Raw genomic sequence first — 26,502 nt, forward strand, 5'->3', positions numbered from 1 at the left:
GTGCGGCCGGGGCGGCGCGATCGGCGCCACCCCGGCCGGGTCTCAGCCCTGGCCGTGCTTGGCGTAGGGGTTGAAGAGCGCTTCCTTGATCTCGTCGGGCACGCCCTCCTCGGTCGCCGACGGACCGTCGGCGGGCGGGAACGACTCGGTCATCGACATCGGCATGGCGCTGTTGCGGTAGAAGTTGTTCGAGCCCTGCGAGGGCTTCCACGTGTTGGGTTCCCAGTCGGGCACGTAGTTGCGGTAGCCGCCGGTGTTCAGCTCGATCCGCAGGCTCGACGGCTCGCGGTAGTAGAGGAAGTTCTGCTCGCCGATGCCGTGGATCGACGGGCCGTACTCGATCGGGTAGCCGTTCTCACCCAGCACGTCGGCCGCGATGAGCAGCTCTTCACGGGTGTCGACCCAGAAGGCGTAGTGGTTGATGCGGCCGGCGCGGCTCGAGCCGTCGAGCACGACGCCGAGGTCGTGCGACTTCTCGTTGGTGGTCAGCACCGAGAACACCGAGATCGGCGCCTCGTCGAGGATCGTCTTGGCCATGATGCGGAACCCGAGGACGTCGTTGTACCAGGCGGCGAACGCGTCGACGTCGCTGCACGCGATCGTGACGTGATCCAGCTGACGCGGTGCCCCGGCGACCTTGCTGCGCCGCGACGGACGGTCGGGGTAGATCGAGGCAGCCTCACCCGCGAGCGCGTTCGCGTCGGTGGCGTGGTGGCGCGTGACGTCCCAGTGGAGCGTCATCGAGTGACCCCACGGGCCGGTGAACCGGTAGGCGCGGCCGATCTGGGGCACGTCGTCGAGCCATTCGCCCTCGACGCCGGCGGCCTCGATGCGGCGGGCGGCCTCGTCGAGCGCCTCGGCGCTCGACGTACGCCAGGCCATCGTCTCGAGTGCCGGCTCGTCGCCAGGCACCACGACGACGGAGTACGCGTAGTAGTCGCCCCAGCAGCGCAGGTAGACGGCGCCGTCGACGCGATCGACCTCGATCAGGCCGACCTGGTCCTTATAGAACTCGACAGATGCCTCGACGTCCGGCGACGTGATCGCGACGTACGACAGGTGGGACAGCAGTTTGATCATCTTCGATCGGTTTCCTTTCCGAAGGGGCGGGAGACTCCGATTGGGAACTGCCCCGCACACTACTTTCGTCCGCCACGCGCTATCCAGGAAGCCGATTCTGCCTATGCGACGAATCAGCACTGTTTATGGCGTCGAGAAGCAGCGCGGCGACCGCCTCGTCGTGACGGAGGTCGGCGAGATCGCCGGTCTCCGCGCCGCCGACGGCATCGATGGCCCGACGCAGCGCGACGCGGCGGCGCGATTCGTACCGCACGGGCAGGTGGCGCGCTCCCGACGCAGAGGTCACGACGACGGATGTCGCGCCCGATCCGTCGACGACCACCTCCGTGCGCTCCGGGCCGATGGCGAGGGCCCTCAGCCGTGGCGCGGCAGAGGCATCCGCCAGGACGGTGGCGACGAGCGTCGCGGCACGCGCCCCCGCCGGAGATCGGGCATCGGTGCGCAGCAGCGCGATGATGCCGTGCCGGCCCGCGCGCACCTCGTCGACGGACAGCTCACCGCCGCTCAGCACTCGCAGCCAGCCGACCGCGTCGCGCACAGCCTCGGGCAGAGCGACCGCGGCGGCCGAGCACTCGACCGTGAAGAGCGCGGCGTCGACCGCGGCATCACCGAGAGCGGCGTCGGGACGCAGCCGCTCACGGTCGACGATCACAGGAATCCCCGGCGGGAACGCAGTCGGCGAACCGGGCGCCGGGTCGGCGACGACGACAGCGGCAGCACCGGTCAGTCCGCTTCGTCCCCGACCGCGAGTGCCGTCGATCACCGCGATCGCCCCGTCCGCCGCATCGACCGCCCGAGCGCGCAACGGCAGCTCGGCGATGGCGACCCGGTAAGGCGCGAGGGCCGTCGTCACGCCGATCATGACGCCATCGCCTCTCGCACGGCGTCGGCTGCGGCATCCGCGAGATCGATCGCGTAGCGCGCATCCGCCAGCAGCTCGTCGTACTCGACCACCTCGGCACCGTCCAGGGTCGCGGCGAGCGCCTCCCACTCGGCGACGTACCCGTCGCCCGCGGACCGCGGATACTCGATCACGCGGCCTTCGATATCACGGACGCGCACCACCGCACTCCCGTCGTGCGTGAAGGCGGGCCGGAATTGCACCTCGAGCTCGTCGAGCGATGTGCCGATCGTCATGCGCCACAGCGCGTCGGCCCCACCCGGGAGCATGACGGCGTTCAGTTGCACCAGCACGCCGCCGGCGACGAACCCGACCGCAAAGCCGATCGGTGCGACCGGGCGCGCATAGACCACCTCCTCGAGCCGCGGCGCGAGATCGCGCACGATGGGCAGGTCGTGCACACCGAGGCCGACGATCAGCTGCCTGACGACGGATGCCGCGACCTCGGCGTCACCCCAGTCCGGCTGCCGGCGGGTCGGCGACTCGGCGGCGGGCGCGAACTCGGTGACGAGGTCGTGGTAGCGCGCATTCGGTGGGAGAGCGACCGTGATCGAGACGGTGCGGACGCGGCCGCCATGCGCGACGAGGTGGTGCTTCGCGCTGACCCACGCGGGATCGAACAGGTGATTGGTGCCGACGACCAGCGCGGTCCCGGCGGCACGGCACTCCTGGATCACCGCCTCGGCCTCGTCCTGGGTGAGCGCGAGAGGCTTCTCGCACAGCACACCCCGCTTGCCCGCAGCGACGGCCGCACGTACCTGCGCGGCGTGGAGGTGCGGCGGACTGCAGATCGCCACGGTCTCGACCCTCGGGTCGGCGAGCAGCTCTGCGGCGCCGACCGAGTGGGCCGCCCCGCTGCGCGCCGCGAGCGCCGCGGCGCCTCCGCTGCCGCCGTCGGAGACGTGCACGACCTCGAACCTGTCCGCGAGCCTCGCCAGTGTCGGCAGGTGCAGGGCCGACACGCCCGGTCCCGCCCCGATGACGCCGACGCCGCTGCGCATCCGATCTCCCTCGATCCCGAGTCAGGTTCCGCGCGATGTCTGCACTCGAGCCTGGAAAGCACTTACGTATCAAGCGTACCTAAGTGGCGACATCCCGAACTATAGAGGTGGCTTATATCCGCATTCACTGCATTGAGTTGTGTCAAGATCGACCATGGCCAGCGAATCCACCCTCCGTTTCGGCGCCCAGACCGACGAGGTCACCAGCCTGCTGCGCATCGTCAACATGGTGCGTCGCGGCGAGGCGACGACCCGCCCCGAGATCGGCCGCGTCACCGGCCTCGGTCGCGGCGTGGTCACGCAGCGGGTGGATCAGGCCATCGAGATGGGCTACCTCCAGGACGGTGAGTTCGGGCCGTCCTCGGGGGGACGCGCGCCCCGCACCCTGCGGTTCCGCGCCGAGCGGGGGCGCATCCTGGTGTGCGCACTGGGCGCCCTCCACATCCACATCGGGATCGCCGCGCTCGACGGCGACATCGAGGACCACATCGATCAGGGCTGGGACATCGCCCGCGGACCGGCGGAGACGCTCGACACGGTCATGGCGATGATCGACGAACTGCTGGGCCGCAACCCCGAGGTGCCGGTCTGGGCGGTGACCGTCGGCGTTCCCGGCCCGGTCGACTTCAACAGCGGTCGGCCCGTGGCACCGCCCATCATGCCCGGGTGGAACGGCTTCGACGTGCGGCGGCGATTCGAGCAGCGCTTCGATGCGCCGGTCTGGGTAGACAACGACGTCAACCTGCTCGCCTTCAGCGAGCGCGCACGGCGGGGCGACGACAGGCTGGACCTCATCTACGTCAAGGTGGGCACCGGCATCGGCGCCGGCCTGCTCTCGCAGGGGCACGTCCACCGGGGGGCGAACGGCGCAGCCGGAGACATCGGCCACGTTCGCGTCCGCGAGTCCGAGGAACTGTGCCGATGCGGCAAGGTCGGATGCCTCGAGGCCGTTGCCGGCGGCTGGGCACTGGTCCGCGACGCCGAGGCGGCGATCGCCGAGGGCGCGACCGGCGCCCTCGCACGTGCCGCAGCCGCGGGCGAGCCGGTGAATCCGGAGCGCATATCGATCGCCGCCGAGAACGGGGACGCCCTCGCGATCTCCCTCATCCAGCGGTCGGCCCGAGTGATCGGGGAGTCGGCGGCGACGCTGGTCAACGTGTTCAACCCCAGCTTCATCGTCATCGGCGGCGCGGTGGCATCGGCGGGCGAACTGTTTCTGGCGGAGGTGCGCCAGCGCGTATACGAGCTGTCGCTGCCCCTCGCAACGCGCGATCTGACGATCCTGAACTCGGCCAACGACGTGCGCGAGCCGATGCGCGGTGGCGCGGAGCTCGCCCGCGAACAGCTGTTCGACGTCACCTTCCCGCGCTGGTTCGCGATCGGGCGACCGACGATCGACAGCATTCGCGGTGCGGTGACCTAACTTATTCCCGTATTAGACATAAGAGTGTATGGTCGGCTCGAAAGTCTTATGACGGAAGGGCCGCCGATGACGCTCGCCACCCTGCGCGATGATGCGCTGACCTCGACGACCGATGGGTTCCGCCTGCACCTGTCGCTCCCGTGGATCCGATCGCTGCCGCTGTGGAGCGTGCGCGACCTCGGCGTCACGCTGGACGGCTCGCCCGTGGACGGGCTGACCTGCGCGCTCGGGGATCGTTCGATTCCGCTGTCCGCTCTGGCCACGGAGCAGGGCTGGTGGTTCGTGCAGGATCGGCTCACGCTCGAGGCACCGGCGCCGCTCGCCCCCGGCTCGCATGTGGTCGGGGTATCGTTCTCGCTCGCCGTGCCGTACCTGCAGGCCGGTCCCGACGCGCCCCTCACGCTGCCATTCCGCGTCGAGCGCGCGCTCGAGCTCGATGTCGCGCCCGATCAGCGATCCATCCGGCCCGCCGGCGCGAAGACCACCGACCGCCCGGTGTCTCCGCAGCCCCGCCTCGACCCGGACTGGACGCTCGCGGCGAGCGCATTCAACTGGACACCCGACGTCATCCGCGCCGACCGCCCAGCGACCGACATCACTGTCGGCATCATCGCCGATGGAGTGGCGGACGTGGTCGAGCTCGAGCCCGGTCAGCTGTGGCCGTCTTTCCCTGCGACGACGGATGCCGAGGCCGACGTGCTGCGCGAACGCCTCGCCGCCGCCGGCGGCCGGGCGAGCATCGTGGGTGCGAGCCTCGACGACTGGGCGTCGCCGACGCAGCGGCGCTCCGAGACCGGGCGGCTGGACTTCCTGCTGCCGCAGCTGCACGCCGCCCGGCGAGTCGGCGCGGAGGGCGTGCGGCTGCCGGCCGGCCAGGCGGGGCCGGCGCTGCTCGATCGCCTGCTGCCTCACCTGCACGAGCTGGGCCTGACCTTGTACGAAGAGGTCCAGGGTCAGCAGACGCCGTCCTCGCGGCAGCACGCTGCGGTGTACGAAACCGTCGCTGCGCTCGGCGATGCGCGGATACGGCTGCTCGTCGACATCAGCATGCTCATGCCGGCGCTGCCTGTGTCGTACCTCGAACAGCTCTTGGCGGGCGGCATCCCGTCCGATCTCGTCACGCGGCTGCGCGATGACTGGCGCGACCCCGCGACGCACGACGCCGTCGTGGCGCTGCTGCGGTCAGACGGCGTGCCGCCGGGCGTGCACACCCTGTACATGAACCTGCTCGTGAGATTCGGCCGGTCGGATGCGGCGGACCTGCGCGGGATCCTTCCCCTGGTCGGCGCCGTCCACCTGAAATTCTGGGACCTCGATGACACCGACGACCGGGTCTCGCGGCCGATCCGCGAGCTCGCGCGCGCACTCGCGCCGACGGGCTTCTCGGGCACCCTCTGCAGCGAGTGGGGCGGACACGAGTGGCTCGACGACGACCCCGCACAGATGACCTCGGCCCACCTCGCCCTCGCACGATCCGCGCTGGCCCAGGGCGCGGCATCCGTTCTCGCCTGAGGCGCTTTCAGCTCTCTCTTCGCCCCCGGGCGGTGACCGGTGCGCGCGACCTCGCCCAGCGCCGGTCACGCCTCGTGGTTGTAGTAGGGCCAGGGCAGGAAGCGACGTTCGCCCCGGCGGTCCGGTCCGTTCAGCGCGACCTCGCCGGTCGCCGCCCACTCGACGCCGCGGGGGAACATGCGGATGAACTCGATGCGCCGGAACGTGTCGATGTCGTGACCGATCGTGATCGTGAAGGATCGGCCCTGGCCGTACTCGTTGATCCACGCGATGGGCTGATCGGTGTTCATGCCGGGCAATGCCGCGACCCCTTCCGGCGGGATGGCCACCGGATAGTGCGACATCGGCCACATCGGCGCGTTCTCGTACGACGCGAGGTCATCGAATGTCGTGACCAGCACTCGCGCGCTCTCGTGGATCTCGACGCCTGTCAGGATGTCGTCGCCCGTCACCGTCCAGTGCGCGCTGATGCCCTCGGTGATCGCGTGGCGCGGCTCGACCGTGTCGAGCAGCGCCTCGCCCCACGGCCGCGGCCGCAGACCGCCGGCCACGGTCAGCCTCGAGCCGCGCATGACGTTGAACTCCTCGGGATAGCCCCAGTCGTCCTCCTGCGCGGCGGAACCGTGGAACCACACGATGCCCCTGCCGTCGTCATGCACGAACTTCAGGAGCGCGGCATCCGTCTCCGCACCGAATCCGACAGCCTTCTCGTGGTACCCGTCCCGCCCCTCGAACACGACGATCACCACGTCGTACTTGTCGATGATCTCGGCGCCCAGCCCGCGCGGGTCCTCGATGACGCGGACGCGGAATCGCCCGGTGTCTTCGAGCAGGGTGGTGAGCCACTGGTTGTGCAGGCGGAAGCTGCGGAACTCGTTGTCGTGCTCGCGTGTCATGTGGCCCGAGAGGATGAGCGCATTCAGGACGTCGGTCATCTGGAATCTCCATCTGCGTGGCGCGCGAAGCGGGCACGCCGGACGACGACCTCGGGGTCCGAGGTCGGGGCGGGGTGGTGGTGCTACTCGGCCTTGGTCGAGAAGGCGGCGTCGAACGCGGCGGCCGGCGGCGTGATGGCGTTGAGCCTGCGGACGAACTCCACGGCCTCGGGCGCGCCCATCATGCGATCCATCCCGGCGTCCTCCCACTCCACGCTCGTCGGGCCGTCGTAGCCGATCGCGTTGAGCGCGCGGAAGAGCGGCTCCCAGGGCACGGCGCCGTGGCCGGTCGAGACGAAAGTCCAGCCGCGACGCGGGTTCGCCCACGCCAGGTGCGACCCGAGCACGCCGTTGCGACCGTCGAGGTTGGTGATCGACTCCTTCACGTGCACGTGGAAGATGTGGTCGGCGAAGTCGAGCACGAACGCGACCGGGTCGAGCTGCTGCCACATGAAGTGCGACGGGTCGAAGTTGATCCCGAAGCTCTTGCGGTGTCCGATGGCGTCGAGCGTGGCCTTGGCCGTCCAGTAGTCGTAGGCGATCTCGGACGGGTGCACCTCGAGCGCGAAGCGCACCCCGACCTCTTCGAAGACATCGAGGATCGGATGGAACCGGTCGGCGAAGTCCTGGTAGCCGGCCGCGATCCACTCGTCCGAAGCCGGCGGGAACATCGCGACGGCTTTCCAGATCGACGACCCGGTGAAGCCGGTCACCGTCTTCACGCCGAGTGCGGCCGCGAGTCGAGCCGTCATCTTCAGCTCCTCGGCGGCGCGCCGCCGCACGCCCTCGGGGTCGCCGTCGCCCCATACGCGGTCATTGAGGATGTCGCGGTGCCGCGCGTCGATCGGGTCGTCGCACACGGCTTGCCCGGCCAGGTGGTTCGAGATCGTCCACACCTTCAGGCCGTTGCGCTCGAGGACGTCGAGCTTGCCCTGCACGTACTCCGCGTCATTCCACCGAGACACGTCGAGGTGATCACCCCAGCAGGCGATCTCGAGGCCGTCGAAGCCCCACTCACCCGCCCGGCGTGCCACCTCCTCGAACGGAAGGTCGGCCCACTGGCCGGTGAAGAGGGTGATCGGTCGTGTCATCTCAAGACTCCTTCGTGTCGAGAAACCCATTCTCGTGCCAGCGGGTGATGAACTCACCCGCCGGGCGTCAGCGCGCCCGCGCCGATGCGGACCCAGGCGGAGCCGTCTGCCGAACTCCGCTCCACCGCCGCGAGCACCCGCTGCACCGAGAGCCCCTCGGCGAAGCCCGGCTGCGGATCATTGTCCTCCGCGATCGCGGTCACCAGATCGACGACCTGATGGGTGAAGCCGTGCTCGTAGCCGAGCATGTGCCCCGCGGGCCACCAGGCGTCGACATAGGGATGGGATGCCTCGGTCACGAGGATCCTCGTGAAGCCCTGCGTCGACTCGGGCGCTGTCCGGTCGTAGAACCAGAGCGTGTTCAGATCTTCGAGGTCGAACCGCAGTGCGCCCTTGTCTCCCGAGACCTCGATCGACAGGTCGTTCTTGCGTCCCGTCGCGAAGCGTGTCGCCTCGAATGACCCCAGCGCACCGGTGGAGAGGCGCCCGGTGAAGAGGGCGATGTCGTCGACGGTGACCTCGCCATACCCTTCCGACGCGGTGCCGGACCCCTTCGACAGGCTCGAGGACGGGTGGTCGCCTTCCAGCGGCCGCTCCTTGACGATGGTGTCGACGACGCCCGAGACGGCGGTGACCTCCAGCCCCGTCACGAACTGCGTCATGTCGACGATGTGCGCTCCGATGTCGCCCAGAGCACCGGATCCCGCATGCTCCTTCTGCAGACGCCACGCCAGCGGCATCTCGGGGTCGACCAGCCAGTCCTGCCGGTACGCGGCGCGCACCTGCGCGATCTTCCCCACGGCGCCCTGCGCGATGAGGTCGCGCAGGAATGTCACGGCGGGCACCCGGCGGTACGTGAAGCCCACCATCGACCGGATGCCGCGCGCCGCGGCGCGGGCGGCGGCATCCGCCATCCGCTCCGCCTCGTCGACGGTGTTGGCGAGGGGCTTCTCGCAGAGCACGTGCTTGCCGGCGTCGAGCGCCGCGATCGCGATCTCGGCGTGCGAGTCGCCGGGGGTCACGATGTCGACGATGTCGATGTCGTCGCGTTCGATGACCTCGCGCCAGTCGGTCGCCGATTCCTGCCAGCCCCACCGGGCTGCGGCATCCGCCACCGCCTGCCCGTTGCGCCCCACGACGACGGCCATCTCCACCGGCTGGGGCAGGTCGAGCATGCGCGGCGCCTGCCGCCAGCCCACCGAGTGGGCGGCGCCCATGAAGCCGTAGCCGATCATGGCGACCCGCAGCGGCCGCGCGGTCATGCCAGCACCACCTCGCGCTCGACCGGGACGCGGTTGGTGACGTACCGGCCCGGACCGCCATCGGCACCCGGCATGATCTGCATGTAGAGCAGGCGCATCGTGAGGACGATCTCGACAGTGAGCTTCTCGCCGGCGGCGGGGGCGTGCGCGAGCGGGATGAGGACGTCGGGGCGGTCGGCGACGAACCAGAGCGTCTCGGACTGCTCGGGCAGCTCGTCGACGCGGTAGCTGCGACCCTCCAGCACGAACCGCAGCTCGTCGCGCGGGATCTCGACACCGTTGACGGATGCCGCGACATCGTCGACCGCCGACAGCCACAGGCTCCGGTACCAGGGCAGCTGCACCGACACAGCGATGCCGTCATCGGTGCGACGGACGTCGTTCTCGGAGAACAGCGAATTGTGGGTTGCCATGATCCTTCTCCTACGCCGTCGCGCCTGCGCGCGCCGCCACGGTCTCTTCGATCGCACGCCGCATGAGCGCGTGCTGCTTCTTCACCAGGTCGATCGGGTCGGACTCGCCGAGGTCGGAGAAGGCGTGCCCCTCCCACTCGCTGGAGAGATAGCCCTGGTATCCCCCCTCGACGAACTGCCGCACGATGCGCGGGATATCCATCGCCGGCTCCTCGCCGTCGGCGCCGATGTCGTAGAACTTCGCGTGCACATGGAAGATCTGCGGCATGATGTCGAGCCACTCCTCCGGCGGTACGAGTCCGTGCATGTTGAAGGCGAGCCTCGTGAACGGGCCGAAGCGCAGCGGGTCGACGCCCTCGCCGGTCAGGTAGTCCTCGAACTTCTGGTTGCGCACGTGCATGGGCGTCGGCTCATGCCAGATCTCGTCCATGACGGCGAAATGCTTCTCGTCCATCCCCATCTGGCTGAGCGTGCGCAGCAGCGTCGGCGAGAGGGAGTGCATGGTCGAGCTGAAGTCCGCGGTGAACCCGAGCCGGTCGGACTGGAGCTCGTCGTACATCTCGCGCATCCGCAGCACCTGCGGGTCGTTCGGCCCCGATGGCGCGTGGATCTCGTAGCCGAGCTTCTGGTCGTACTTCTCGGCGAGCGGCAGCAGGCTGCGCAGCAGCTCCCGGCCGTGCGAGCGGATGACGACTCTCTTGAACCCGAGGGTGTGCGCCGTCTTCAGTTGACGGGCGAGGAAGTCGTGCTCCTCGTCGGGCGTCATGTCGCGGTCCTTACGGCGCCCCATGTCGAGGTTCGTGCCGATCGCGCTGGGCTCGAGGCCGTACTTCTCGATGCTGTCGAACCACAGCCGCACGAAGGCGTCGTCGACGTCGGGGTACGTGCGCAGCAGCTGGGCGATGTTGAACTCGACGCCGGGGCCGATGCCCTCGTCGGCGACGACCTTGATGAGGGTCTCGGGCGTGTACACGCCCGCTGCGAACTCGCTGGTCATCGAATAGAGAGTGGTTCCGAGCTTGATGCCGGTACCGGCGATTCCGGTGGTCATGCGTGTGCTCCTGTCGTGCGGGGCAGCCAGGCGGCCAGCTGCGACCGTGCCTCCGAGGCATCCGTCACCATGCGCGAGCCGGCCGCCTCCGCGGCCGAGCGCTGCACGGCCTGCTCGCCGGAGATGATGTCGAACGGGCTCTGCCAGTGGTTCCAGTGCCAGCCCTCGTACTCGCTCGAGATCGCGCCCGAGTAGCCGTTCTCGACCAGCAGTCCGATGAGCTCGCGGACCGGCACCGAAGGCTCTTCGCCGCGCTCGTCGATGCCGAAGAACTTGCCGTGCACGTGCTTGATCCACGGCATGATCTCGAGCCAGTCGTCTACGCGCGCCGGACCGAACAGACCCGTGCCGTTGATGCCGAAGTCGATCCCGAGGTCGGGGCGGCCGTTCTGGGCCGCGAGGCCGATGAACCGGCCGAAGCGCTGACCGTGCTCGGCCTGATCGGCCGGCGGACCCTGCTCGTAGAACTCGTTCCAGAGGTCGGTGACCTGGGCGAGCAGCTCGTCCGACGCGCCACGGCGACGGTAGGCCTCGAGGAGCGAGGGGGCGAAGCCCGTCACCGTCGCTCCCCAGTCCATCGTGAAGCCGAGGAACGGCGATCCGACCTTCTCGTAGCGGTCGCGGAGTGCCAGGATGCGCGGATGCGACGCGTACTGGTCGGCGTGCACCTCGAGCGCGAGCGTCACGCCGTACTCCTCGGCGATCGGCGCGAGCGCCTCCATCGAGTCGGGCGTGATCGAGATCTGCACCCGCGCGATGGGGAAGCCGAGCTTCGCCGCCGCCGCGATCTGCCGGCGCATGTACTCGAGGAGCTCGTCCTGGCTGAGCAGGCGATCGCGATGGATGCCGATATCGGCGTTGACCGCCAGCGACGTGGTGACGAGCCCGGTCTCGGCGACCAGCTCGCGGAACCAGCCCGCGAACGCGTCGTCGATGTCGGGGAACCCCCGGAAGCTGGAGAAGCCGATGATCTCGAGCCCGGGACCGTAGCCGTCTGCCGCGACCTTGCGGATGAGGCCCTCGAGGTCGTACTCGCGGCCGTGGAAGGCGCGGGTGAAGCTGTAGAGCGTGACGCCCTGGATGGGCGTGCCGAGGCCGGTCATGCCGCCACCGCCTTCATGGTCTTCTTGTCGTGCTCTTCGATGTGCAGCACCTCGGAATCGGAGATCACGATGTACGGGATGTAGAGGGTGAGGTCGACCTCGACCTCGTGCTCGGCATCCGGAGCCGCCGCGACGTCACCCGAGAGGACGGCGGAGTCCAGCGGGAACCACCACTCCTCGGTGTTCGTCGCCAGCTCGGCGAAGGTGAACTCCCGACCGTTCATGGTCCACCGCAGGGACTCGGGGTCGGCTGCAACGCCGTCGATCTTCAGCGCGGCGCCCGCGATGCACGACCCGGGAAGGGCTCGGTACCAGGGGATGCGCACCTCGACCGCGGTGCGTGCACCGTCGCTGGTCAGCGTGCCCTGCTCGATGATGCGGTCCGGTATCACCGGAACCTCCTCGTCCTCGTGGGCGGGCGATCCCGCCGACACCTTTGTCTTGATTCCTACAGTCTAATGCTGTTTTTCGACATAAGCAAGATCGCCGACAGTTCTCGGTGCAGTTCCGGCCAGCTCGGCAGCGATGCGACGGGCGCCCCGCACCGCGAGCGCCACGCTGGTGAGGGTCGGGTTGCACGCGGTCGCCGTCGGGATCACTCCGTTGCCGGCGACGAACACGCCGTACGCGCCCCACACCTGACTGTCGACATCGCAGACGCTCTCGCCGTCGTCGCGCAAGCCCATACGCGTCGTGCCCTGGTAGTGCAGCGACGCTCCCAGGGGCATCGTGAACGGCCGCTGGTCGAGCGGGTCCCCGACGGCCACGCCGAGCCGAACGATTTCCTGCTGCGCACGCGCCAGCACCGCTCGGTCCGCCTCGGTGAGGCGGTAGTGGATGCCGATCGCCGGGAGACCGTAGGCATCCCGCCGCGCGTCGTCGAAGTCGACCCGATCGTCGCGCTGCAGGTCCTTCGCGCAGAACAGGCCGAGCCCGACGATGGAGCCCGGCTGAACCGGGTCGTCCTCGGCGAGGGGCACCGGCGACGCGTCGAGCTGCATGACCTGCCCGTGGAACGGGACGTCGTCCGTGAAAGGGACCCAGCTGACGCCGCTGTACTCCGCGAGAGTCCCATCGGCCGGCACCTCGGCGTCGAGCGGCGGCACATCGCGAAGCCTCACGGCGAAGACGATCTGCGCCTGGTCGTTCAGGTAACGGCCCAATGCGGCGGGGCGGATGCCGGACGCCCAGAGCAGCTGCGGGGTCCGCAGTGCGTCGCCGGCGACCACCACGAACGACGCCGCCACGGTGTGGGTGGCACCGCTGCGCAAGTCGCGCACTTCGACGCCGACCGCCCGCCCGCCGTCGAGGAGGACACGGGTGACGAGGGACTCGTCGGAGAGGGCGAAGTTCGCGTTCTCGCGGGTGACGTCGCCGAGCACCACGTCCGACCCCGACCAGACGAGCCGGCCGTCCTCACGACGGTGCACCGCCAGCGGCATGCGCTGCACGCGAGTGGCGTCGACGCGCCCCGCGTCGACGGCCTTCGCCAGCCGCTCGCGCACCAGATCACCGAACGGCGAGCCGTCGAATGCGTTCGTCGTGACCCCGAGCAGCCGCTCGGCGTCGTCCAGCAGCTCGTCGAGGTCCGGAAGGAACGGGATGCGCTCGGCGCCCCCCGGGCGCGGGCACGCCGCCGTCCAGTGCGCGGCCATCCCGCCGACGTTGCTCGACATCGCCGCGACGGGGAGCCCGTCCTCGCCCGGGTAGTGGTACCCGTCCTCGAGGAGGAACGTGCCCGCGCGCGCGAGGCGTTGACCGCTCTTGACGGCTCCCGGGTTGCTGACGGTCTCGGCCGACGCCGCTGGCCCCTGCGAGGCGAGCTGCGCGGCGCTGCGACGGGCCGGATCCTCGATGTTCTTGACGTGAGCGCCGGGCGGCTCCGACACCGTCGGACCGACCTCGAACATAGCGATGACCGCATCCGGCGCCTGCTCGCTGAGGATGCGTGCGTACGCCGCCCCCGTCGGCCCGCTGCCGACGATGACGACGTCGACGGCATCGGGGTAGCGCCGCTCGTTCATGCGGCGGCCGCCAGTTCGACGATCCGCTTCACCGACTCGGCCGACGGCGTCTGCGGGTAATACTCGAGGCCGATGGGCCCGTCGTAGCCGGAGGCACGCAGGTCGCCCAGCCGCGCCGTCCAGTCGATCGCGCCGGTGCCGGGCTCGCCGCGCCCCGGCGCGTCGGCAAGCTGCACATACCGGATCAGGTCACCCGCGTTCGCGAGCTCGGCGGCGACATCTTCGCCCTCGACGGTGGAGTGGTAGAGGTCGTAGAGCACGCCGAACCACGGCGAGTCCACGCCTCGGGCGACGTAGACCGCCTCGCTGGTGCGATCCAGGAGGGACCCTGGGTGGTCGACGCGCACGTTGACCGGCTCGAGCACGAGCGCGATGCCGGATCCCTCGATCTGGGCGATGGCCTTCTGATAGATCTCGACGAGCTTGTCGAGCTGCACCTGGCGCTTCCAGCCGCCGAATCCGGTGCCGCTTCCCACCACCATCCGGGGCGTGCCGAGGAAGTGGGCGATCTCGACGCCCTCGTCGAGCTTGCGATAGAACTCCGAGTGATCCCACGGCGGGATCATGAACTGCGTCCGTGGCTCGGCCAGCTGCGCCGTCAGCTGCGTCCCCGTCTCTTCCAGCGCCGCCTTCAGCGCGGGAAGGTCCTTGGGCGTCGCGGGCGCGTCGACGCCGGTCGGACCCCACATCTCGACGGCGTCGAAGCCGGCCGCGGCGGCTGCACGGACGCGGTCGTGGTAGTCACCGGCCTCGGTGAAGAGCAGTTCGATGTTCGGGGCGAGCTGGTACATGGGGTGCTCCTTTGAGTCGAAAGAAGGTGGGGTCGAGAAGGATGCCGCGGCGGCGGCATCCGTCGTCGGAAGGTTCTGCGGGATCAGCCCTTGAGCCCGCCCGCGAAGCCCTGGATGAAGCGCTTCTGTGCGAACAGGTAGAAGGCGAGGATCGGGATCATCGAGACGATGACGATGGCGAAGATCTTGTTCCACGACGACACCAGCGAGCCGATGTAGTAGTACATGGCGACCGGGAGCGTCTGGTTGTCGGAGCCGCCGAGGAAGATCAGCGAGGTGAAGAAGTCGTTCCACACGATCAGCCCGGCGAGGATCGCCACTGTGCCGGTCGCCGGTGACATCAGGGGGAGCACGATCCGGAAGAAGATCTGCGTGCGCGAGGCGCCGTCGATGGTCGCCGCCTCTTCATACTCGGTGCCGAGGCCGCGGAAGAACCCGGCGTAGAGGAAGATCGACAGCGGCAGCAGCATCCCGGTGAACAGGAAGATCATCCCCCAGACCGAACCCGTCAGACCGGCCGCCCGCGCGCCGATGTAGAGAGGTACGGTGCCCAGTTGCGTCGGCAGCACGATGGCGATGAGGAACAGGTAGAACACCGCGCGACTCCAGCGACGCGTGCTGCGTGCGATGACGTAGCCGGTGAGGGCGCCCAGCAGCACCAGTCCGAGGATGCTGCCCGCCGTGATGATGACGCTGTTGAGAAGGCCCAGCAGCACGTTCGAGTTCCCCTGCGCGGTCAGCACCTCGGCGAAGTTGCTGAGGTCCAGGCTCGACGGCGGCGCGAGGTTGGACGTGGTCAGCACCTCTTCGTCGGACTTCAGCGCCGTCGTGAGCAGGAAGTAGAAAGGCGCCAGGAACACGAGGGCGATCACCCAGAAGACGACCTCGCGCAGCGCGGTGAGCTTGGTGTAGCGGAACATGTCAGGCCTCCTCGGGGCGACCGGTGCTCACGCGCTGCTGGATGACGGCGAACACCAGGATGATGAGCGTGAGCACGAGCGCGAGCGCCGCGCCGTAGCCGAAGTTGCCGAGCGCGAAGGACTCCTTGTAGACCTGCGTCGCCAGTGTCTCGGTCACGCCGGCCGGGCCGCCTCCGGTGAGCGCCATGATCTGGTCGAAGACCCGCAGGCCGTTGACGAGGCCGAGCGTCGTCGCGATGGCGACGGCTGGCCGGATCGCGGGCAGCGTCACGTTCCAGAAGCGCTGCCAGAGCGACGCCCCGTCGATCGCCGCCGCCTCCTCGATCTCGATGGGAACCGCGGCCAGGCCCGCCATGTAGATCACCATCGCAAAGCCGGTGTTCTGCCACACGATCACGATGAGCACTGTCCAGATCGCCCAGGTCGGATCGGCGACCCAGGCCTTGGTGAACTCGCCGAGACCCATCGCTCGCAGGACGCCATTGATCGGCCCGTTGTAGTCGAAGATGAACTTCCACACGTACGAGACGGCCAGCGGGCTGAGCACCACCGGCATGAAGAACAGGACGCGCAGCGCGTACCTCGTCTTGAGCCCGCGGTTGAGGCCGAGTGCCAGCGCGAGGCCGGCGACGTTGCTCAGGATCACCGACGCGAAGGCGAGGAACAGCGTGTTGGTGACCGCGCCGATCTGGGTCGGGTCGTTGAAGATCGCCACGAAGTTGTCGAGGCCGATCCAGCTGAAGTCCCCGATCCCGGACCAGTCGGTGAATGCGAAGAAGCCGCCGATCGTCGTCGCGACGTAGTGGATCGCGAGGACGAGGAGGATGCCCGGAAGCGCCCACCACCAGTAGCCGAACTTCAGAAGGCCCGGGCGGCGTGGAGCAGTGTCGCGCCGGCGGCCCCGGCGATCGCGCTTGGGAACGATCAGCGCTTCAGTCTCGGAGTTCAGTGTCGCGGTCATGATCCCTCGTGTTCGTACGGCGTCGTGCGGAACGCGCGGCCGCCCGGGGATGTGCACCCGGGCGGCCGCGTCCGGGTCACTCGCCCCAGGCGGCGTCCATGTTCTGCAGCACCTGCTCGACGGTGCTCTGACCCGTCAGCAGACCCTGCACACCCACCTGCAGCGCCTCGTACACCGCGGGGTTCGGCCAGATGTTGTTCGGCAGCGGCGCGTACGACCCGTCGGCGAGGAGGTCGACCACCGGCGAGTAGATCGTGTCGCTGAGGTCGAGATCCTGGTAGGACGAGATCGGCAGCAGACCGGATGCCTCGTAGTAGATCTCCTGCGCCTCGGACGTCGCCAGCCACTCGACGAACTCCGCGGCGGCATCCTTGTTCTCGGAAGCGGCGTTGATCGAGATCGTGTAGTTCGAGCTCGCGATGATGTACGGGTCGCCGCCATCGGCTGCCGGGAAGGGCTGCACCTTGAAGTCGGCCTCCGGCGGCGCGGCCGTCGCGATCTCCACCGCGGAGCCCGACGGGATGAAGCTGCCGACCGAGGTGCCCTGCGAGAGTCCGTTGGTGATGGCGTCGAAGCCGCCGCCCTCGGCGCCGGGCTGGAAGCACCCGCCCTCGTTCAGGTCGATGACGGTCTGCAGGGTGTCGGCCCAGCCCTCGCTCTCGGCGAAGGTCGTGTCGCCCGCGGCGCGCTGCTCGTTCCAGTCGGGTTCCTCGGCATAGACGCGTGTGGCGGCGATTCCCTGCGCGGTCAGACCGGCGTTCGGGCCGGCGGCGCCGGCGACCGCCAGCAGCGACTTGCCGTCGGCCGAGAGCGCGGAGCAGGCGTCGTAGAGGTCGGACTCCGTCGCCGGCCACTCGTCGAGCCCGTTCATCGCGGCCGTGCCCATGCTCGCCACGACCCCCGCGATCGTGAAGTCCATCGGCTGGCCGTAGACATCGCCGTCGATCTCGAAGATCGATTCGCTGCCGGCCGGAACGAGCCCGGCCGCGGTGTCGCCCAGAGGCTCGAGGAACCCCGCCTCGGCGAGGGGGATGATCCCACGGGCGTCGCCGGAGCCTGGCGTCGTCTGAACGACGTCGGCGGCGTTGCCGGCCTGAAACTGCGTGCGGATGGTCTCGCCGTATTTGTCGTTGGGGGTCGGGTTGGTCGTGATGGTGACGTCCGGGTTGGCGTCCATGTACGCATTGGCGAGGGTCTCGTACGGGCTCTCGAGGTTGTTCGAGGTGGCGAACGTGAACGAGAACTCGGCCTCCCCCGACTCGCCGGCGTCGCCGGAATCACCGCCGGAACCGGAGCAGCCGGCGAGGAGCAGCGCTCCGGCGACCGGAATCGCGATGATCGCTCCTCGGCGCAGAGCGGAGTGACGGTGCTGTGTCATGTCCAGCCTTTCTGACTTCGTTGTCGGCGACTCGTTCGTCGAGGCACCCTGCTGTGTCTTCAGTATGACCGCGATGTGCCTGATTTGCACATAAGTCGTTTCGATACCGGACATAAGCGGTGCGACGGCCGCGAAACGGGGCCGGAACGCTTCCGCGTTCCGGCCCCGTTTTCATCTCCTGATCAGGCGTTCAACTGTTGAGCGAGCGTCGGCGCGGCACGCACGGCAAGTGCGACACTCGTCAGGGTCGGATTGGTCACGGTCGCCGTCGGGATGAGTCCGTTGCCGCCGAGGAACAGGTTCTCGAATCCCCAGACGCGGGAGCGATCGTCGACGACCGATGCCTCTCCCTCGTCGTCACCCATCCGCACGGTGCCCTTGTAGTGCAGCGACGTGCCGGCGGGCATGAGCCGTGGCTCACCGCCGGGGACGAACGCTCCGATGCTCGCAGCGACTGCCCGCAGATCGGTCATCGCCGCCTCGACCTCGGCCAGCTCGCGCTCGGTGACCTCGTACTCGATCGACAGTTGCGGCATCCCCCAGACGTCGAGCGCCGTATCGGAGAACACCACGCGATCCTCGGCGCGCGGGAACTTGCGGACGCCGTTGCCCATCGCGACGAAGCGCGCCGCCCCCACACTCACCGCGGCCTCGTCGACGGGGAAGGGGGCATCCGCCATGTGCATCACCTGGGTGCGGTAGGGGTGCACCCCCGCCGTGTACGGGATGCCGAAGGTCGAGGCGGTCGGATCCTTCACGAGCTCCTTCACCGGCGTATCGATGCCGGCGCGCACGACGACCTCGTCGCTCAGCGCGACGACGCTGTAGACCAGCACATGCTCCGTCAGGTAGCGCCCGAGGGCGGGCGGACGGATGCCGGATGCCCAGAGCAGCTGCGGGGTCTGGAGCGCGTTGGCCGCTACCACGACGGCCTTGGCCAGAATGGTGTCCACCTCCCCGGTCCGCACGTGCTCCACCTCGGCGCCCGTGACGCGGCCGCCGTCGAGGATCAACCGGCGGGCGATGGTCTCTGCGCGCAGCACGACGGGCGTGTCGCCGAGGATGGTGTCGGCGCCGCCCCAGCGGATGGACCCGTCCGGCTGTGGGAGCGCCGACATCGGGAGGCCGTCGGGCCGGCGGCCCTCGGGCAGCGTGTCGCCGAAGTGCTCGCGCAGCAGGGTCTTGATCGCCGAGCCGTACGGATTCTCGGGGAGCGTCGTCACCTGCATGAGTCGTTCCGCCTCGTCGAGCGCCGCGTCGAGCTCGGCGGGCGGGATGAAGTCGATGCGCTCGTCGTCGTTGGGCCGCGGGGTGGCGCAGGTCCAGTGCACCCCCATCCCGCCCACGCAGCTCGACAGCGCCGCCGCCGGCATGCCGGGCTGATGACCCGGCGAGGCGAGGTAGGTGCCGCCTGGGGAGATGACAGTGCCCTCGACCTGCAGCCCGCGCGCCGAGTCGCCGCTGGGAGCACCCTGGGGTCCCTGCGAACGCTCACGTGCGGCATCCCGTTCGTCGGCGGGCAGGTTGCGCACGTTCGTGCCGGGAGGATCGGAGACCTGCGGGCCGAGCTCGATCATCGTGATGGCCGTGCCCGGCCGCTGCTCCCAGATCAGGCGCGCGAACGCCGACCCGACCGGGCCGCTCCCGATGATGAGGAGATCCGTGGACGTGGACATGGATGACCGCCTTCGCTCAGTCTGCTGTCTCCATCATTCCAGACCTTATGTCTTAAAGCCTCATTAGATTGACTGATTCGAGCAATTGCGGATGATGATGCGCCCGTCGTCAGGCACCGCGGCGGCGCCTCTTCCATCGATGACACCTATGCGACCTCGCGCGGGCATTGACTGCCTGGATACAATCGCAGCACCGAACCTCACCCGAAGGATCACATCGCCGTGACCGACCACGCGCTGCTTTCGCGGCTCGATCTGAATCTGCTCGTCTCGCTCGACGCGCTCCTCACCGAGCGCAGCGTCACGCGAGCGGCAGAGCGGCTGCACCTGAGCCAGCCGGCCCTGTCGGCGTCGCTCGCGCGACTGCGCACCCACTTCAACGATCCGATCCTGGCCCGCCGTGGCAACACATACGAGCTGACGCCGTTCGCACTGCGGCTGGCCGAGCACACGACCACCGCCCTGGATGCCGCCCGCCGCGTGTTCGAGAGCCAGGCGACGTGGGAGCCCTCCGAGTCGGCGCGCGAGTTCCTCATCTACGGCTCCGACTACGGTTTCACCACGATCGGCCGCGTGGTGTCCGAGCTCGCAGCCGACCGCGCCCCCGGCGTGCGGTTCCGGTTCGCCCTGCACACTCCGCTCATCGTCGAGGACGCCTCCAACCGCCTGCGTGCGGCCGACGCCATGGTGATCCCGCACGGCTTCCTCACCGAGCTGCCCTTCGCGGATCTGTGGCACGACCGGTGGGTGGGGATCGTCGCGGAAGACAATGCGGCCGTCGGGGACGCGCTGACCATGGAGAACATCTCCACTCTGCCGTGGGCGATGCACTACCAGTCGCGCACGGCGTTCACCTCGGCCGAGCGGCAGGTACAGCAGCTCGGCGTGGAACCGCGCGTGGAGGTCGTCGTGGAGAGCTTCATGTCGCTGCCGCTGTTCGTCGCCGGCACCAGCCGCATCGGCCTCGTGCAGGCCGCGCTCGCGCCGATCGTGCAGCGGGCCGGCGGCCTGCGCATCGTCGGGCTCCCCTTCGACGCGACGCCCCTGACGAACGCGCTGTGGTGGCACCCCGTGCACGGCCGCGACCCGGAGCACGCCTGGATGCGCGCCCTCTTCGTCGAGGCCGGTCGCATCGTCGAGGCCGACGCGCACCTCGACTGAGCCGAGTGCTCAGGCGGTCTGCGGCGAGCGCATCGCCGAGCGGATCAGGTCGTGCTGCCTGCGCACCAGCAGCAGCGGGTCGACCTCTCCGAGCTCGGCGAAGGCGTGACCTTCCCACTCGCTCGACCAGTAGCCGCGGTAGCCGTTCTCGACGAACACGCGCACGTGCTCGGGGTAGTCGATCGCGGGCTCCTGGCCGTCGTCGTCGATGTCGTAGAACTTCGCGTGCACGTGCCGGATCTGCGGCATGATGTCGGCCCACTCGTGGGGGTCGACGTGACCGTGCATGTTGAAGGCGAGGTGCGCGAACGATCCGAGGCGGCCGGGGTCGAAGTCGCGGGACTTCAGGTATTCGATGAACTCCTGCTGTCGCTCCTGCATCGTCGCATCGGTCGTCCAGATGCGCTGCAGCTCGACGAGCGCGTCGTCGTCGAGACCGGCGCGCTGCACAGCGCGCAGCAGCGTCGGCGACATCGCGTGCATCGTCGACGAGAAGTCGGCGACGAAGCCGAGCAGCGGCGAGTCGAGCTCCGCATACGTCTCGCGCACTCGCAGGATCGGCTCGGCGTTCGGCCCCATCGGCGCGTGGATCTCGTACGCGAGCGTCAGCTCGAGCTTCTCGGCCACGGGGAGCAGTCGCCGCAGCAGCTCGGGCTTCGCGGACTGGATGCGCACCAGCGGGAAGCCGAGCTTCCTCGCGCCCCGGAACATCAGCTCGCTGAACTCGAACTCCTCGTCGGGCGTCATGTCGCGGTCGCGTCGACGACCCATGTCGAGGTTCGCGCCGAACGAGCTCGGCGCGAACCCGTGCCGGTCGAACGCCGCACGCCACGTACGCACGAACTCGTCCGACACGACCGGATAGGTCGGCACCATCTGCGACGCGACGATCTCGATGCCGGGACCGATCCCGAGTTCCGCCACACGATCCAGCAGTCCGTCGAAGTCGTACCAGCCGGCGCGGAACTCGGCACTGGCGGAGTACAGCGTAAGGCCCAGCTGAAACGGGTCGGCGTCGGTGGCGGGCGGTGGCGGCACTGCTCCCGAGACGAGGGCCGGAACGGATGCCGCACCCTCCGTGGCCGTCAACGCGAGCTCCTGGTGCACGATGTTGGGCACGTACAGTCCGGGCCCGCCATCCTGCCCGGGCGTGATCTGCATGTACGGCAGGCGGAGCTCGCCGTGCACGACGACGTCGTGCGTCTCGCCGACCGCGATCGGCACATCGCGGCGCACGATCAGGAGCGGGTGCTCCTGCAGGAACCACAGCACGTCGGCCTGCTGCGGCAGATCGGCGATCGCGTAGCGCGTGCCGCCGAGTTCGAAGGCCAGGTCGGCCTCGGGCAGGTCGACGCCGTCGATCGCGACGCGGATCGTCGAGACCGATGAGAGCCAGAGGCTCCTGTACCAGGGCAGAGTGAGCGCCAGCGCGAACCCGTCAGGGTGGACGCGCAGGGAGTCCTCGGAGATCATTCCGTTCGGCATCCGTGTCTCCTTCTCAGCCCAGATCCGACGCGATCTCGCGCATGATCGAGTGCTGCCGACGCACCTGCTCGAGCGAGCGCCACGGCTCGCGCTCGCCCTCGTACTCACTCGACAGGTAGCCGGTGTAGCCGGCATCCTTCAGCCCCTGCAGCACCGGGCGCCACGGGATCTGCTGGTCGACCCGGTTCTCGTCGATGTCATGGAACTTGGCCTGCACGAACACGATGTACTCGCCGATCGCCTTCAGGTCCGCGGGATCGACGCCGATGCCGTCGAGGAATGCCGGGCGCGTCTCGCGCGTCTCGCCGGGACGCAGCGGGATGGGTCGGTCTTGGAAGATGCCGGTGTCGATGAGCAGGCCGAAGTGCTTCGTGCCTGTGCGCTGGATGAGGTCGATATAGTCGTCGACGACCGGGTGCTTGATCGGCGTGGGCGAGTGGATCTCGGGGGCGATGACGACATCGAGTTCGGCGGCGAGGTCGAGGCTGCGCTCGACCGATTCGGTCCAGATCGGGTGCGGCACGAGATCGCTCGAGACGACGCCGATCTTCGGGCGCACGAACCGGAACCCGAGCCGATGGGCGAGACGGATGTCGCGCTGCAGCGCCGCAGCACCCTCCGAGGCCGTCATGTCCCGGGCGTTCCGCCCGCTCGAGTGCAGGCGCGTGTCTATCCACGAGCCCAGGTTCGTCGGTTCGAGCCCGTACGCCTCGAGAAGCCGGAACCACTCGTCGATCCACGCGGCCGACGGATCCGGGTAGCCCGCGACGTGCCCCTCGCCGAGGATCTCGATGCCCGTCGCACCGAGGTCGGCGATCGCCGCCATCGAGGTCTCGAGGTCGAGCACCGTGCTGAAGTCGCCGGTGTAGCTGTAGAGGCTCACGCCGTACCGGAACGGTCCGCCGTCGTTCTCGGAGGTCAGCGTCACGTGACGTGTGGCGCTCGTGCGACTCGGCTGGTGCTCGATCGGGATGTACGAGGCCCGGAGGAGGATCTCCACCGACACTTCGTGCGTGCCGTCAGGCAGTCCGCCCGGGTACGGCACCGTCACGACGGCAGCCTCCTCGAGCGGCCAGCGCACCCCGTCGGAGTCCCAGAGCTGCGCGAGCGTGTAGGTCCTGCCGCCGAGGGTCCACAGCGGCGCGTCGTGCCGGACATCGACGAGATCGCCCACGCGCACCGCGATCCCGTCGATGAGCGACGCATACAGTCCGCGGTAGTTCGGAATGCGCACGCGCAGCTGGAACCCGGTGATCTCGCCGCCCTCTCGCACGTTGCGAAAGCCCGTGGACTGGATCAGGTCGCGCTCGAGAAGCATCGACGCTCGCTCTCTGTTATGTGCGCCGGCGGTGGCGCACGTGGTTGCGGTTCGACCAGCGTATCGAGGTTCCGATGTTTTATGGCATAAGTATGTCTGATACGCACATAGAGGTATCCGGAGCTGCTCACCTGTCACAAAGTGTCGGGTGGGGCGACACTTCGTGACAGGCGAGCGGATGTGGAAGCCGCGCTGGGCTCGGCAGTGGCACGCCGAGCCGTCGGCACAGCGGCCCGCCGGGCTGCCAGCGCCGCACCGACGGCAGTCATTGCGGTGGCCATCAGCACCACGGCGGCCGAGACCGCCATGTTCGCCGTCGGCCCGTAGGTCGTTGCGAGCTGACCGCCCGCCCACGAGCCGCCGGCGATCCCCACGTTGAACAGCACCACGATCGAGGCGCTCGCGAGGTCGCGCAGACGATCGGAAGCCGCGCGCATGAGTGCCGTCTGGATCAGCGGGAACATCGCGCCGGTGCCCGCGCCCCACAGCGCCAGGGCGACGAGCATGACGACGGTGACCTGCGGAAACAGCGCCAGGGCGGCGTAGGCGGCGACGAAGACGAGGAGGGTCGCACTCAGCGCAGTCCGCGGGAACCGATCGGCAAGGGTCCCGGCGACCGCCACGCCGGCCATCCCGGCGGCGCCGAAGACGAACAGCAGCGCGCTCGCCCAGCCATCGGCGATGCCGGCCGATTCGGAGAGGTAGGGCCGGATGTAGACGAAGGCGAGGAACTGCGCGAGGCCGATGAGCAGGCCTGCCAGCCCGAACGCGAGGAGCGGCGGGAGCGACCGATCGTTCCGCAGCGGCGCGCGCTCGGCCTCCGGCACCGCGGCCACGACCGATCGGGGCAGCCTGCGATAGACGACGACCGCGAGCAGCAGCATCCCGATCCCCATCGCCGCGAACGAGACGCGCCAGCTCGTGAGCTGCGCCAGACCCGTCGCGAGGGGAAGGCCCACGACGGTGGCGGCCGTCCCGCCGCCGGTGACGAGCGCGAGCCCGCGCCCGAGCTGCGCGCCCGACAGCATCGACGATGCGTACACGATGACAATCGCCCAGAACACGCCGTGCGCGATCGCGGCGACCACCCGAGTCGCGAAGGCGAACTCGTAGCTCGGCGAGAAGGCGGTCGCGACGCTCGCCAGTGCGAACACGCCGAGCGAGACCGCGACGACGACGCGGCGGTCGATGCGGCGGGTGGCTCGCGTGAGGGGGATGCTCGTGCCGATGACGACCATCGCCCACACCGATACCAGCAGGCCGATGCGCAGCGGATCGACCCCGAGCTCGGCCGCCATCTCGGGCATGAGCCCTGCAGGCAGCGACTCGGCCGTGACGGTCACGAAGACGCCGAGCGACAGCAGCAGGAGCGGGCCGAGCGGGAGCCGTTCGACGGCGGCGGAGAGAGGGGGGACGGATGCCGTGGACGAAGTCATGCAGCGAGGCTAAACTTTGACATCAATGTCAATGTCAAGCTTTCGAGCGACATCAATCGACACGGAGGCCCGAGCGTCATGAAGATCGGCGAGCTGTCGGAGCGCACCGGCATCCCCACGCGCATGCTGCGGTACTACGAGGAGCAGGGCCTGCTCGTCTCCGAGCGGTCGGCGAACGGCTATCGGTCGTACGACGAGTCCGACGTCGATCGCGCCACACGCGCACGCGGTCTCGTCCAGGCCGGGCTCACCACGCGCCTTGCGAAGGTCGTGCTCGACGTCGAGCGGCAGTGCGCGCTGCAGTCACAGCTCACCTGCTCGCGCGAGCTCGCCGAGATGCTCGCGACCGAGCTCGCCGCCCTCGAGGACCGCCTCGCGTGCCTGACCAAGAGCCGCGATGCGGTCGCGGAGTTCCTCGCGCTCACCCGCAACGGCGACCTGGTGCGCAGCGGGACGGCGGCGTAGCGGCATCCTTCCCGCCGTCCAGACGCCCGACGTCCGGCGGCTTGGCTCAGGGCTCGAGGGTGAGGGATGCCGCGATGGGCGGGATCTCCTCGCGCAGGCTCATGATCTCGCGCACGTGCTCCTGCAGGCGCACATCCTCGGGCAGCTCCGGGCTCCACTGCGGAACCGGCCGGGCGACGCCATCGGGTCCGGGCACGACGAACACGCTCAGGCACTGGGTCGTCAGCATGCGCTCCGCCGGCGTGCGGGGATCGGCCGTCCACACCTGCGTGCTCAGATGCATGCTGTGCCTGCTGGTGTAGACGATGCGCGCGTCCACATCCACGAGGTGCCCGATGACGACGGGCGCGAAGAAGTGGATGCCGCCGGAGTAGACGCCGACCGCCGCGCTGGCGTCGGCGCCCGCCGGATCGAGTGCCGAGGAACGAGGCGTGCCGAGACCGTCCTTCGCCCACGCCGCGGCGCACGCGTAGTCCGCCTCGTCGATCCACCGCATGACGGTGCCGCCGTGAGCCTTGCCGCCGAAGTTCACGACGCCCGGCGGGGCGAGGAAGCGGAGCGTGGTGCGCGGCGCCGCCGACGCGTCCGTGTACTCCTGCGCCAGCATGAGCCGCTTGATCTCGGCGCGCGACTCGATCCGCTCGAGCGCGCCGTCGGCGAGCTTGTGATCCGACCGCGAGACCGGCTCCCACGCCGGCACCTCGGTCGGCCGGCCGTCCTCGCCCTTCGCGACGAAGACGAGGATGCACGTCGTCGCCGGCGTGTAGGCGCGCTCATTCACCCGCGCCGACGAGACGGTGACGACCACGTGCATGCTCGTACGGCCGGTGTACACGATGCGTGCCTGCACCTCGATGAGGCTTCCCGGGGCGATCGGCCGCCGATGGCGGACATTCCCGACGTACGCGGTGACGCAGTAGGCGCCCGCCCAGCCGACCGCGCACGCGTAGCCGGCCTTGTCGATCCACTCCATGACGCTTCCGGCGGCGACGGATCGTCCACCGGCGGCGGTGTCGGAAGGCACCGCCATGAACCGGAGCGTGATCCGGTCGTCGCGACCCGCTGCACGGGTGGGCGTGGCGGCGTTCATGCCGTCAGGGTATTGGCCGCCGCAT

24 protein-coding genes are annotated in these 26,502 nt (G+C 69.2%); 4 read left to right on the forward strand and 20 right to left on the reverse strand.

The window, feature by feature from the left end; genetic code table 11:
* Positions 1 to 42 precede the first annotated feature (42 nt).
* The 3 genes from MRBLMI12_RS07730 to MRBLMI12_RS07740 form a co-directional block, all read right to left on the reverse strand.
* A complete protein-coding gene (locus MRBLMI12_RS07730) occupies positions 43 to 1,080 on the reverse strand; it encodes a VOC family protein (RefSeq protein ID WP_363355358.1) in 1,038 nt (345 codons plus the stop codon).
* Between the two features lie 79 nt (positions 1,081 to 1,159).
* The gene (locus MRBLMI12_RS07735; RefSeq protein WP_363355360.1) at positions 1,160 to 1,942 is read right to left on the reverse strand and encodes a hypothetical protein; all 783 of its coding nucleotides are present in this window, start codon (positions 1,940 to 1,942) and stop codon (positions 1,160 to 1,162) included.
* The gene (locus tag MRBLMI12_RS07740; RefSeq protein WP_363355362.1) at positions 1,939 to 2,982 is read right to left on the reverse strand and encodes a Gfo/Idh/MocA family protein; all 1,044 of its coding nucleotides are present in this window, start codon (positions 2,980 to 2,982) and stop codon (positions 1,939 to 1,941) included. Before MRBLMI12_RS07740 ends, MRBLMI12_RS07735 begins: the two co-directional genes overlap by 4 nt.
* Positions 2,983 to 3,136: 154 nt before the next feature.
* Between MRBLMI12_RS07740 and MRBLMI12_RS07745 the strand changes: the two genes are divergently transcribed.
* Both MRBLMI12_RS07745 and MRBLMI12_RS07750 read left to right on the forward strand, forming a co-directional pair.
* Positions 3,137 to 4,405: an ROK family protein gene (locus tag MRBLMI12_RS07745; RefSeq protein ID WP_363355364.1), complete on the forward strand. Its 1,269-nt coding sequence runs from the start codon at positions 3,137 to 3,139 to the stop codon at positions 4,403 to 4,405.
* A gap of 66 nt (positions 4,406 to 4,471) precedes the next feature.
* The gene (locus MRBLMI12_RS07750; protein ID WP_363355366.1) at positions 4,472 to 5,917 is read left to right on the forward strand and encodes a hypothetical protein; all 1,446 of its coding nucleotides are present in this window, start codon (positions 4,472 to 4,474) and stop codon (positions 5,915 to 5,917) included.
* A gap of 65 nt (positions 5,918 to 5,982) precedes the next feature.
* Here the strand turns inward: MRBLMI12_RS07750 and MRBLMI12_RS07755 are convergent, their stop codons facing one another.
* From MRBLMI12_RS07755 to MRBLMI12_RS07815, 13 genes are all read right to left on the reverse strand, one after another.
* Positions 5,983 to 6,852 (reverse strand): ThuA domain-containing protein, encoded by an 870-nt coding sequence (locus tag MRBLMI12_RS07755; protein WP_363355368.1) that lies wholly within the window; start codon positions 6,850 to 6,852, stop codon positions 5,983 to 5,985.
* A gap of 83 nt (positions 6,853 to 6,935) precedes the next feature.
* Positions 6,936 to 7,943 (reverse strand): sugar phosphate isomerase/epimerase family protein, encoded by a 1,008-nt coding sequence (locus MRBLMI12_RS07760; protein ID WP_363355370.1) that lies wholly within the window; start codon positions 7,941 to 7,943, stop codon positions 6,936 to 6,938.
* 53 nt (positions 7,944 to 7,996) lie between these two features.
* Complete coding sequence (locus MRBLMI12_RS07765; RefSeq protein WP_363355372.1) at positions 7,997 to 9,205, reverse strand: Gfo/Idh/MocA family protein; 1,209 nt, start codon at positions 9,203 to 9,205, stop codon at positions 7,997 to 7,999.
* Positions 9,202 to 9,618, reverse strand: coding sequence for a C-glycoside deglycosidase beta subunit domain-containing protein (locus tag MRBLMI12_RS07770; protein WP_363355374.1), 417 nt, complete (start codon positions 9,616 to 9,618; stop codon positions 9,202 to 9,204). The genes MRBLMI12_RS07765 and MRBLMI12_RS07770 overlap by 4 nt, the downstream gene beginning before the upstream one ends.
* Positions 9,619 to 9,628: 10 nt before the next feature.
* Positions 9,629 to 10,669 carry a sugar phosphate isomerase/epimerase family protein gene (locus MRBLMI12_RS07775; RefSeq protein WP_363355376.1) on the reverse strand — a complete coding sequence of 347 codons (1,041 nt, stop codon included), beginning with the start codon at positions 10,667 to 10,669 and terminating at the stop codon, positions 9,629 to 9,631.
* On the reverse strand, positions 10,666 to 11,772 hold the full coding sequence (locus MRBLMI12_RS07780) for a sugar phosphate isomerase/epimerase family protein (protein WP_363355378.1): 1,107 nt from the start codon (positions 11,770 to 11,772) through the stop codon (positions 10,666 to 10,668). Before MRBLMI12_RS07780 ends, MRBLMI12_RS07775 begins: the two co-directional genes overlap by 4 nt.
* Positions 11,769 to 12,164, reverse strand: coding sequence for a C-glycoside deglycosidase beta subunit domain-containing protein (locus MRBLMI12_RS07785; RefSeq protein WP_363355383.1), 396 nt, complete (start codon positions 12,162 to 12,164; stop codon positions 11,769 to 11,771). Before MRBLMI12_RS07785 ends, MRBLMI12_RS07780 begins: the two co-directional genes overlap by 4 nt.
* 63 nt (positions 12,165 to 12,227) lie before the next feature.
* On the reverse strand, positions 12,228 to 13,796 hold the full coding sequence (locus MRBLMI12_RS07790) for a GMC oxidoreductase (protein ID WP_363355385.1): 1,569 nt from the start codon (positions 13,794 to 13,796) through the stop codon (positions 12,228 to 12,230).
* On the reverse strand, positions 13,793 to 14,587 hold the full coding sequence (locus tag MRBLMI12_RS07795; RefSeq protein ID WP_363355387.1) for a TIM barrel protein: 795 nt from the start codon (positions 14,585 to 14,587) through the stop codon (positions 13,793 to 13,795). Before MRBLMI12_RS07795 ends, MRBLMI12_RS07790 begins: the two co-directional genes overlap by 4 nt.
* 83 nt (positions 14,588 to 14,670) lie before the next feature.
* Positions 14,671 to 15,507 (reverse strand): carbohydrate ABC transporter permease, encoded by an 837-nt coding sequence (locus tag MRBLMI12_RS07800; protein WP_363355389.1) that lies wholly within the window; start codon positions 15,505 to 15,507, stop codon positions 14,671 to 14,673.
* 1 nt (position 15,508) lies between these two features.
* A complete protein-coding gene (locus tag MRBLMI12_RS07805) occupies positions 15,509 to 16,468 on the reverse strand; it encodes a carbohydrate ABC transporter permease (protein WP_363355391.1) in 960 nt (319 codons plus the stop codon).
* 76 nt (positions 16,469 to 16,544) lie between these two features.
* Positions 16,545 to 17,846: an extracellular solute-binding protein gene (locus MRBLMI12_RS07810; protein WP_363355393.1), complete on the reverse strand. Its 1,302-nt coding sequence runs from the start codon at positions 17,844 to 17,846 to the stop codon at positions 16,545 to 16,547.
* A gap of 182 nt (positions 17,847 to 18,028) precedes the next feature.
* Entirely contained in the window at positions 18,029 to 19,522 is a 1,494-nt protein-coding gene (locus tag MRBLMI12_RS07815) for a GMC oxidoreductase (protein ID WP_363355395.1), read from the reverse strand.
* Positions 19,523 to 19,744: 222 nt separating this feature from the next.
* On the opposite strand from MRBLMI12_RS07815, the gene MRBLMI12_RS07820 reads away from it, so the two are divergent.
* A complete protein-coding gene (locus tag MRBLMI12_RS07820; protein ID WP_363355397.1) occupies positions 19,745 to 20,683 on the forward strand; it encodes a LysR family transcriptional regulator in 939 nt (312 codons plus the stop codon).
* Between the two features lie 9 nt (positions 20,684 to 20,692).
* Here the strand turns inward: MRBLMI12_RS07820 and MRBLMI12_RS07825 are convergent, their stop codons facing one another.
* From MRBLMI12_RS07825 to MRBLMI12_RS07835, 3 genes are all read right to left on the reverse strand, one after another.
* Positions 20,693 to 22,168, reverse strand: a complete 1,476-nt coding sequence (locus MRBLMI12_RS07825) for a C-glycoside deglycosidase beta subunit domain-containing protein (protein ID WP_363355399.1) — start codon at positions 22,166 to 22,168, stop codon at positions 20,693 to 20,695.
* Between the two features lie 13 nt (positions 22,169 to 22,181).
* Positions 22,182 to 23,486, reverse strand: coding sequence for a C-glycoside deglycosidase beta subunit domain-containing protein (locus MRBLMI12_RS07830; protein WP_363355401.1), 1,305 nt, complete (start codon positions 23,484 to 23,486; stop codon positions 22,182 to 22,184).
* Positions 23,487 to 23,620: 134 nt separating this feature from the next.
* Positions 23,621 to 24,922, reverse strand: a complete 1,302-nt coding sequence (locus MRBLMI12_RS07835) for an MFS transporter (protein ID WP_363355403.1) — start codon at positions 24,920 to 24,922, stop codon at positions 23,621 to 23,623.
* A gap of 78 nt (positions 24,923 to 25,000) precedes the next feature.
* On the opposite strand from MRBLMI12_RS07835, the gene MRBLMI12_RS07840 reads away from it, so the two are divergent.
* Positions 25,001 to 25,387 carry a MerR family transcriptional regulator gene (locus MRBLMI12_RS07840; RefSeq protein WP_363355405.1) on the forward strand — a complete coding sequence of 129 codons (387 nt, stop codon included), beginning with the start codon at positions 25,001 to 25,003 and terminating at the stop codon, positions 25,385 to 25,387.
* Positions 25,388 to 25,433: 46 nt separating this feature from the next.
* On the opposite strand, the gene MRBLMI12_RS07845 is transcribed toward MRBLMI12_RS07840, so the two are convergent.
* On the reverse strand, positions 25,434 to 26,477 hold the full coding sequence (locus tag MRBLMI12_RS07845; RefSeq protein ID WP_363355407.1) for an acyl-CoA thioesterase: 1,044 nt from the start codon (positions 26,475 to 26,477) through the stop codon (positions 25,434 to 25,436).
* Between the last annotated feature and the right edge of the window lie 25 nt (positions 26,478 to 26,502).

Source organism: Microbacterium sp. LMI12-1-1.1 (assembly GCF_040676455.1).
In the GTDB taxonomy this organism is placed as follows: Bacteria; Actinomycetota; Actinomycetes; order Actinomycetales; family Microbacteriaceae; genus Microbacterium.

Bases quoted from the DNA above. Each gene is read 5' to 3' on its own strand.
- MRBLMI12_RS07845 (WP_363355407.1), bottom strand. From the start codon at position 26,477: ATGAACGCCGCCACGCCCACCCGTGCAGCGGGTCGCGACGACCGGATC.
- MRBLMI12_RS07765 (WP_363355372.1), bottom strand. From the start codon at position 9,205: ATGACCGCGCGGCCGCTGCGGGTCGCCATGATCGGCTACGGCTTCATG.
- MRBLMI12_RS07750 (WP_363355366.1), top strand. From the start codon at position 4,472: ATGACGCTCGCCACCCTGCGCGATGATGCGCTGACCTCGACGACCGAT.
- MRBLMI12_RS07805 (WP_363355391.1), bottom strand. From the start codon at position 16,468: ATGACCGCGACACTGAACTCCGAGACTGAAGCGCTGATCGTTCCCAAG.
- MRBLMI12_RS07730 (WP_363355358.1), bottom strand. From the start codon at position 1,080: ATGATCAAACTGCTGTCCCACCTGTCGTACGTCGCGATCACGTCGCCG.
- MRBLMI12_RS07745 (WP_363355364.1), top strand. From the start codon at position 3,137: ATGGCCAGCGAATCCACCCTCCGTTTCGGCGCCCAGACCGACGAGGTC.
- MRBLMI12_RS07835 (WP_363355403.1), bottom strand. From the start codon at position 24,922: ATGACTTCGTCCACGGCATCCGTCCCCCCTCTCTCCGCCGCCGTCGAA.
- MRBLMI12_RS07775 (WP_363355376.1), bottom strand. From the start codon at position 10,669: ATGACCACCGGAATCGCCGGTACCGGCATCAAGCTCGGAACCACTCTC.
- MRBLMI12_RS07760 (WP_363355370.1), bottom strand. From the start codon at position 7,943: ATGACACGACCGATCACCCTCTTCACCGGCCAGTGGGCCGACCTTCCG.
- MRBLMI12_RS07840 (WP_363355405.1), top strand. From the start codon at position 25,001: ATGAAGATCGGCGAGCTGTCGGAGCGCACCGGCATCCCCACGCGCATG.
- MRBLMI12_RS07825 (WP_363355399.1), bottom strand. From the start codon at position 22,168: ATGCCGAACGGAATGATCTCCGAGGACTCCCTGCGCGTCCACCCTGAC.
- MRBLMI12_RS07815 (WP_363355395.1), bottom strand. From the start codon at position 19,522: ATGTCCACGTCCACGGATCTCCTCATCATCGGGAGCGGCCCGGTCGGG.
- MRBLMI12_RS07790 (WP_363355385.1), bottom strand. From the start codon at position 13,796: ATGAACGAGCGGCGCTACCCCGATGCCGTCGACGTCGTCATCGTCGGC.
- MRBLMI12_RS07770 (WP_363355374.1), bottom strand. From the start codon at position 9,618: ATGGCAACCCACAATTCGCTGTTCTCCGAGAACGACGTCCGTCGCACC.
- MRBLMI12_RS07830 (WP_363355401.1), bottom strand. From the start codon at position 23,486: ATGCTTCTCGAGCGCGACCTGATCCAGTCCACGGGCTTTCGCAACGTG.
- MRBLMI12_RS07810 (WP_363355393.1), bottom strand. From the start codon at position 17,846: ATGACACAGCACCGTCACTCCGCTCTGCGCCGAGGAGCGATCATCGCG.
- MRBLMI12_RS07735 (WP_363355360.1), bottom strand. From the start codon at position 1,942: ATGATCGGCGTGACGACGGCCCTCGCGCCTTACCGGGTCGCCATCGCC.
- MRBLMI12_RS07780 (WP_363355378.1), bottom strand. From the start codon at position 11,772: ATGACCGGCCTCGGCACGCCCATCCAGGGCGTCACGCTCTACAGCTTC.
- MRBLMI12_RS07795 (WP_363355387.1), bottom strand. From the start codon at position 14,587: ATGTACCAGCTCGCCCCGAACATCGAACTGCTCTTCACCGAGGCCGGT.
- MRBLMI12_RS07800 (WP_363355389.1), bottom strand. From the start codon at position 15,507: ATGTTCCGCTACACCAAGCTCACCGCGCTGCGCGAGGTCGTCTTCTGG.
- MRBLMI12_RS07755 (WP_363355368.1), bottom strand. From the start codon at position 6,852: ATGACCGACGTCCTGAATGCGCTCATCCTCTCGGGCCACATGACACGC.
- MRBLMI12_RS07740 (WP_363355362.1), bottom strand. From the start codon at position 2,982: ATGCGCAGCGGCGTCGGCGTCATCGGGGCGGGACCGGGCGTGTCGGCC.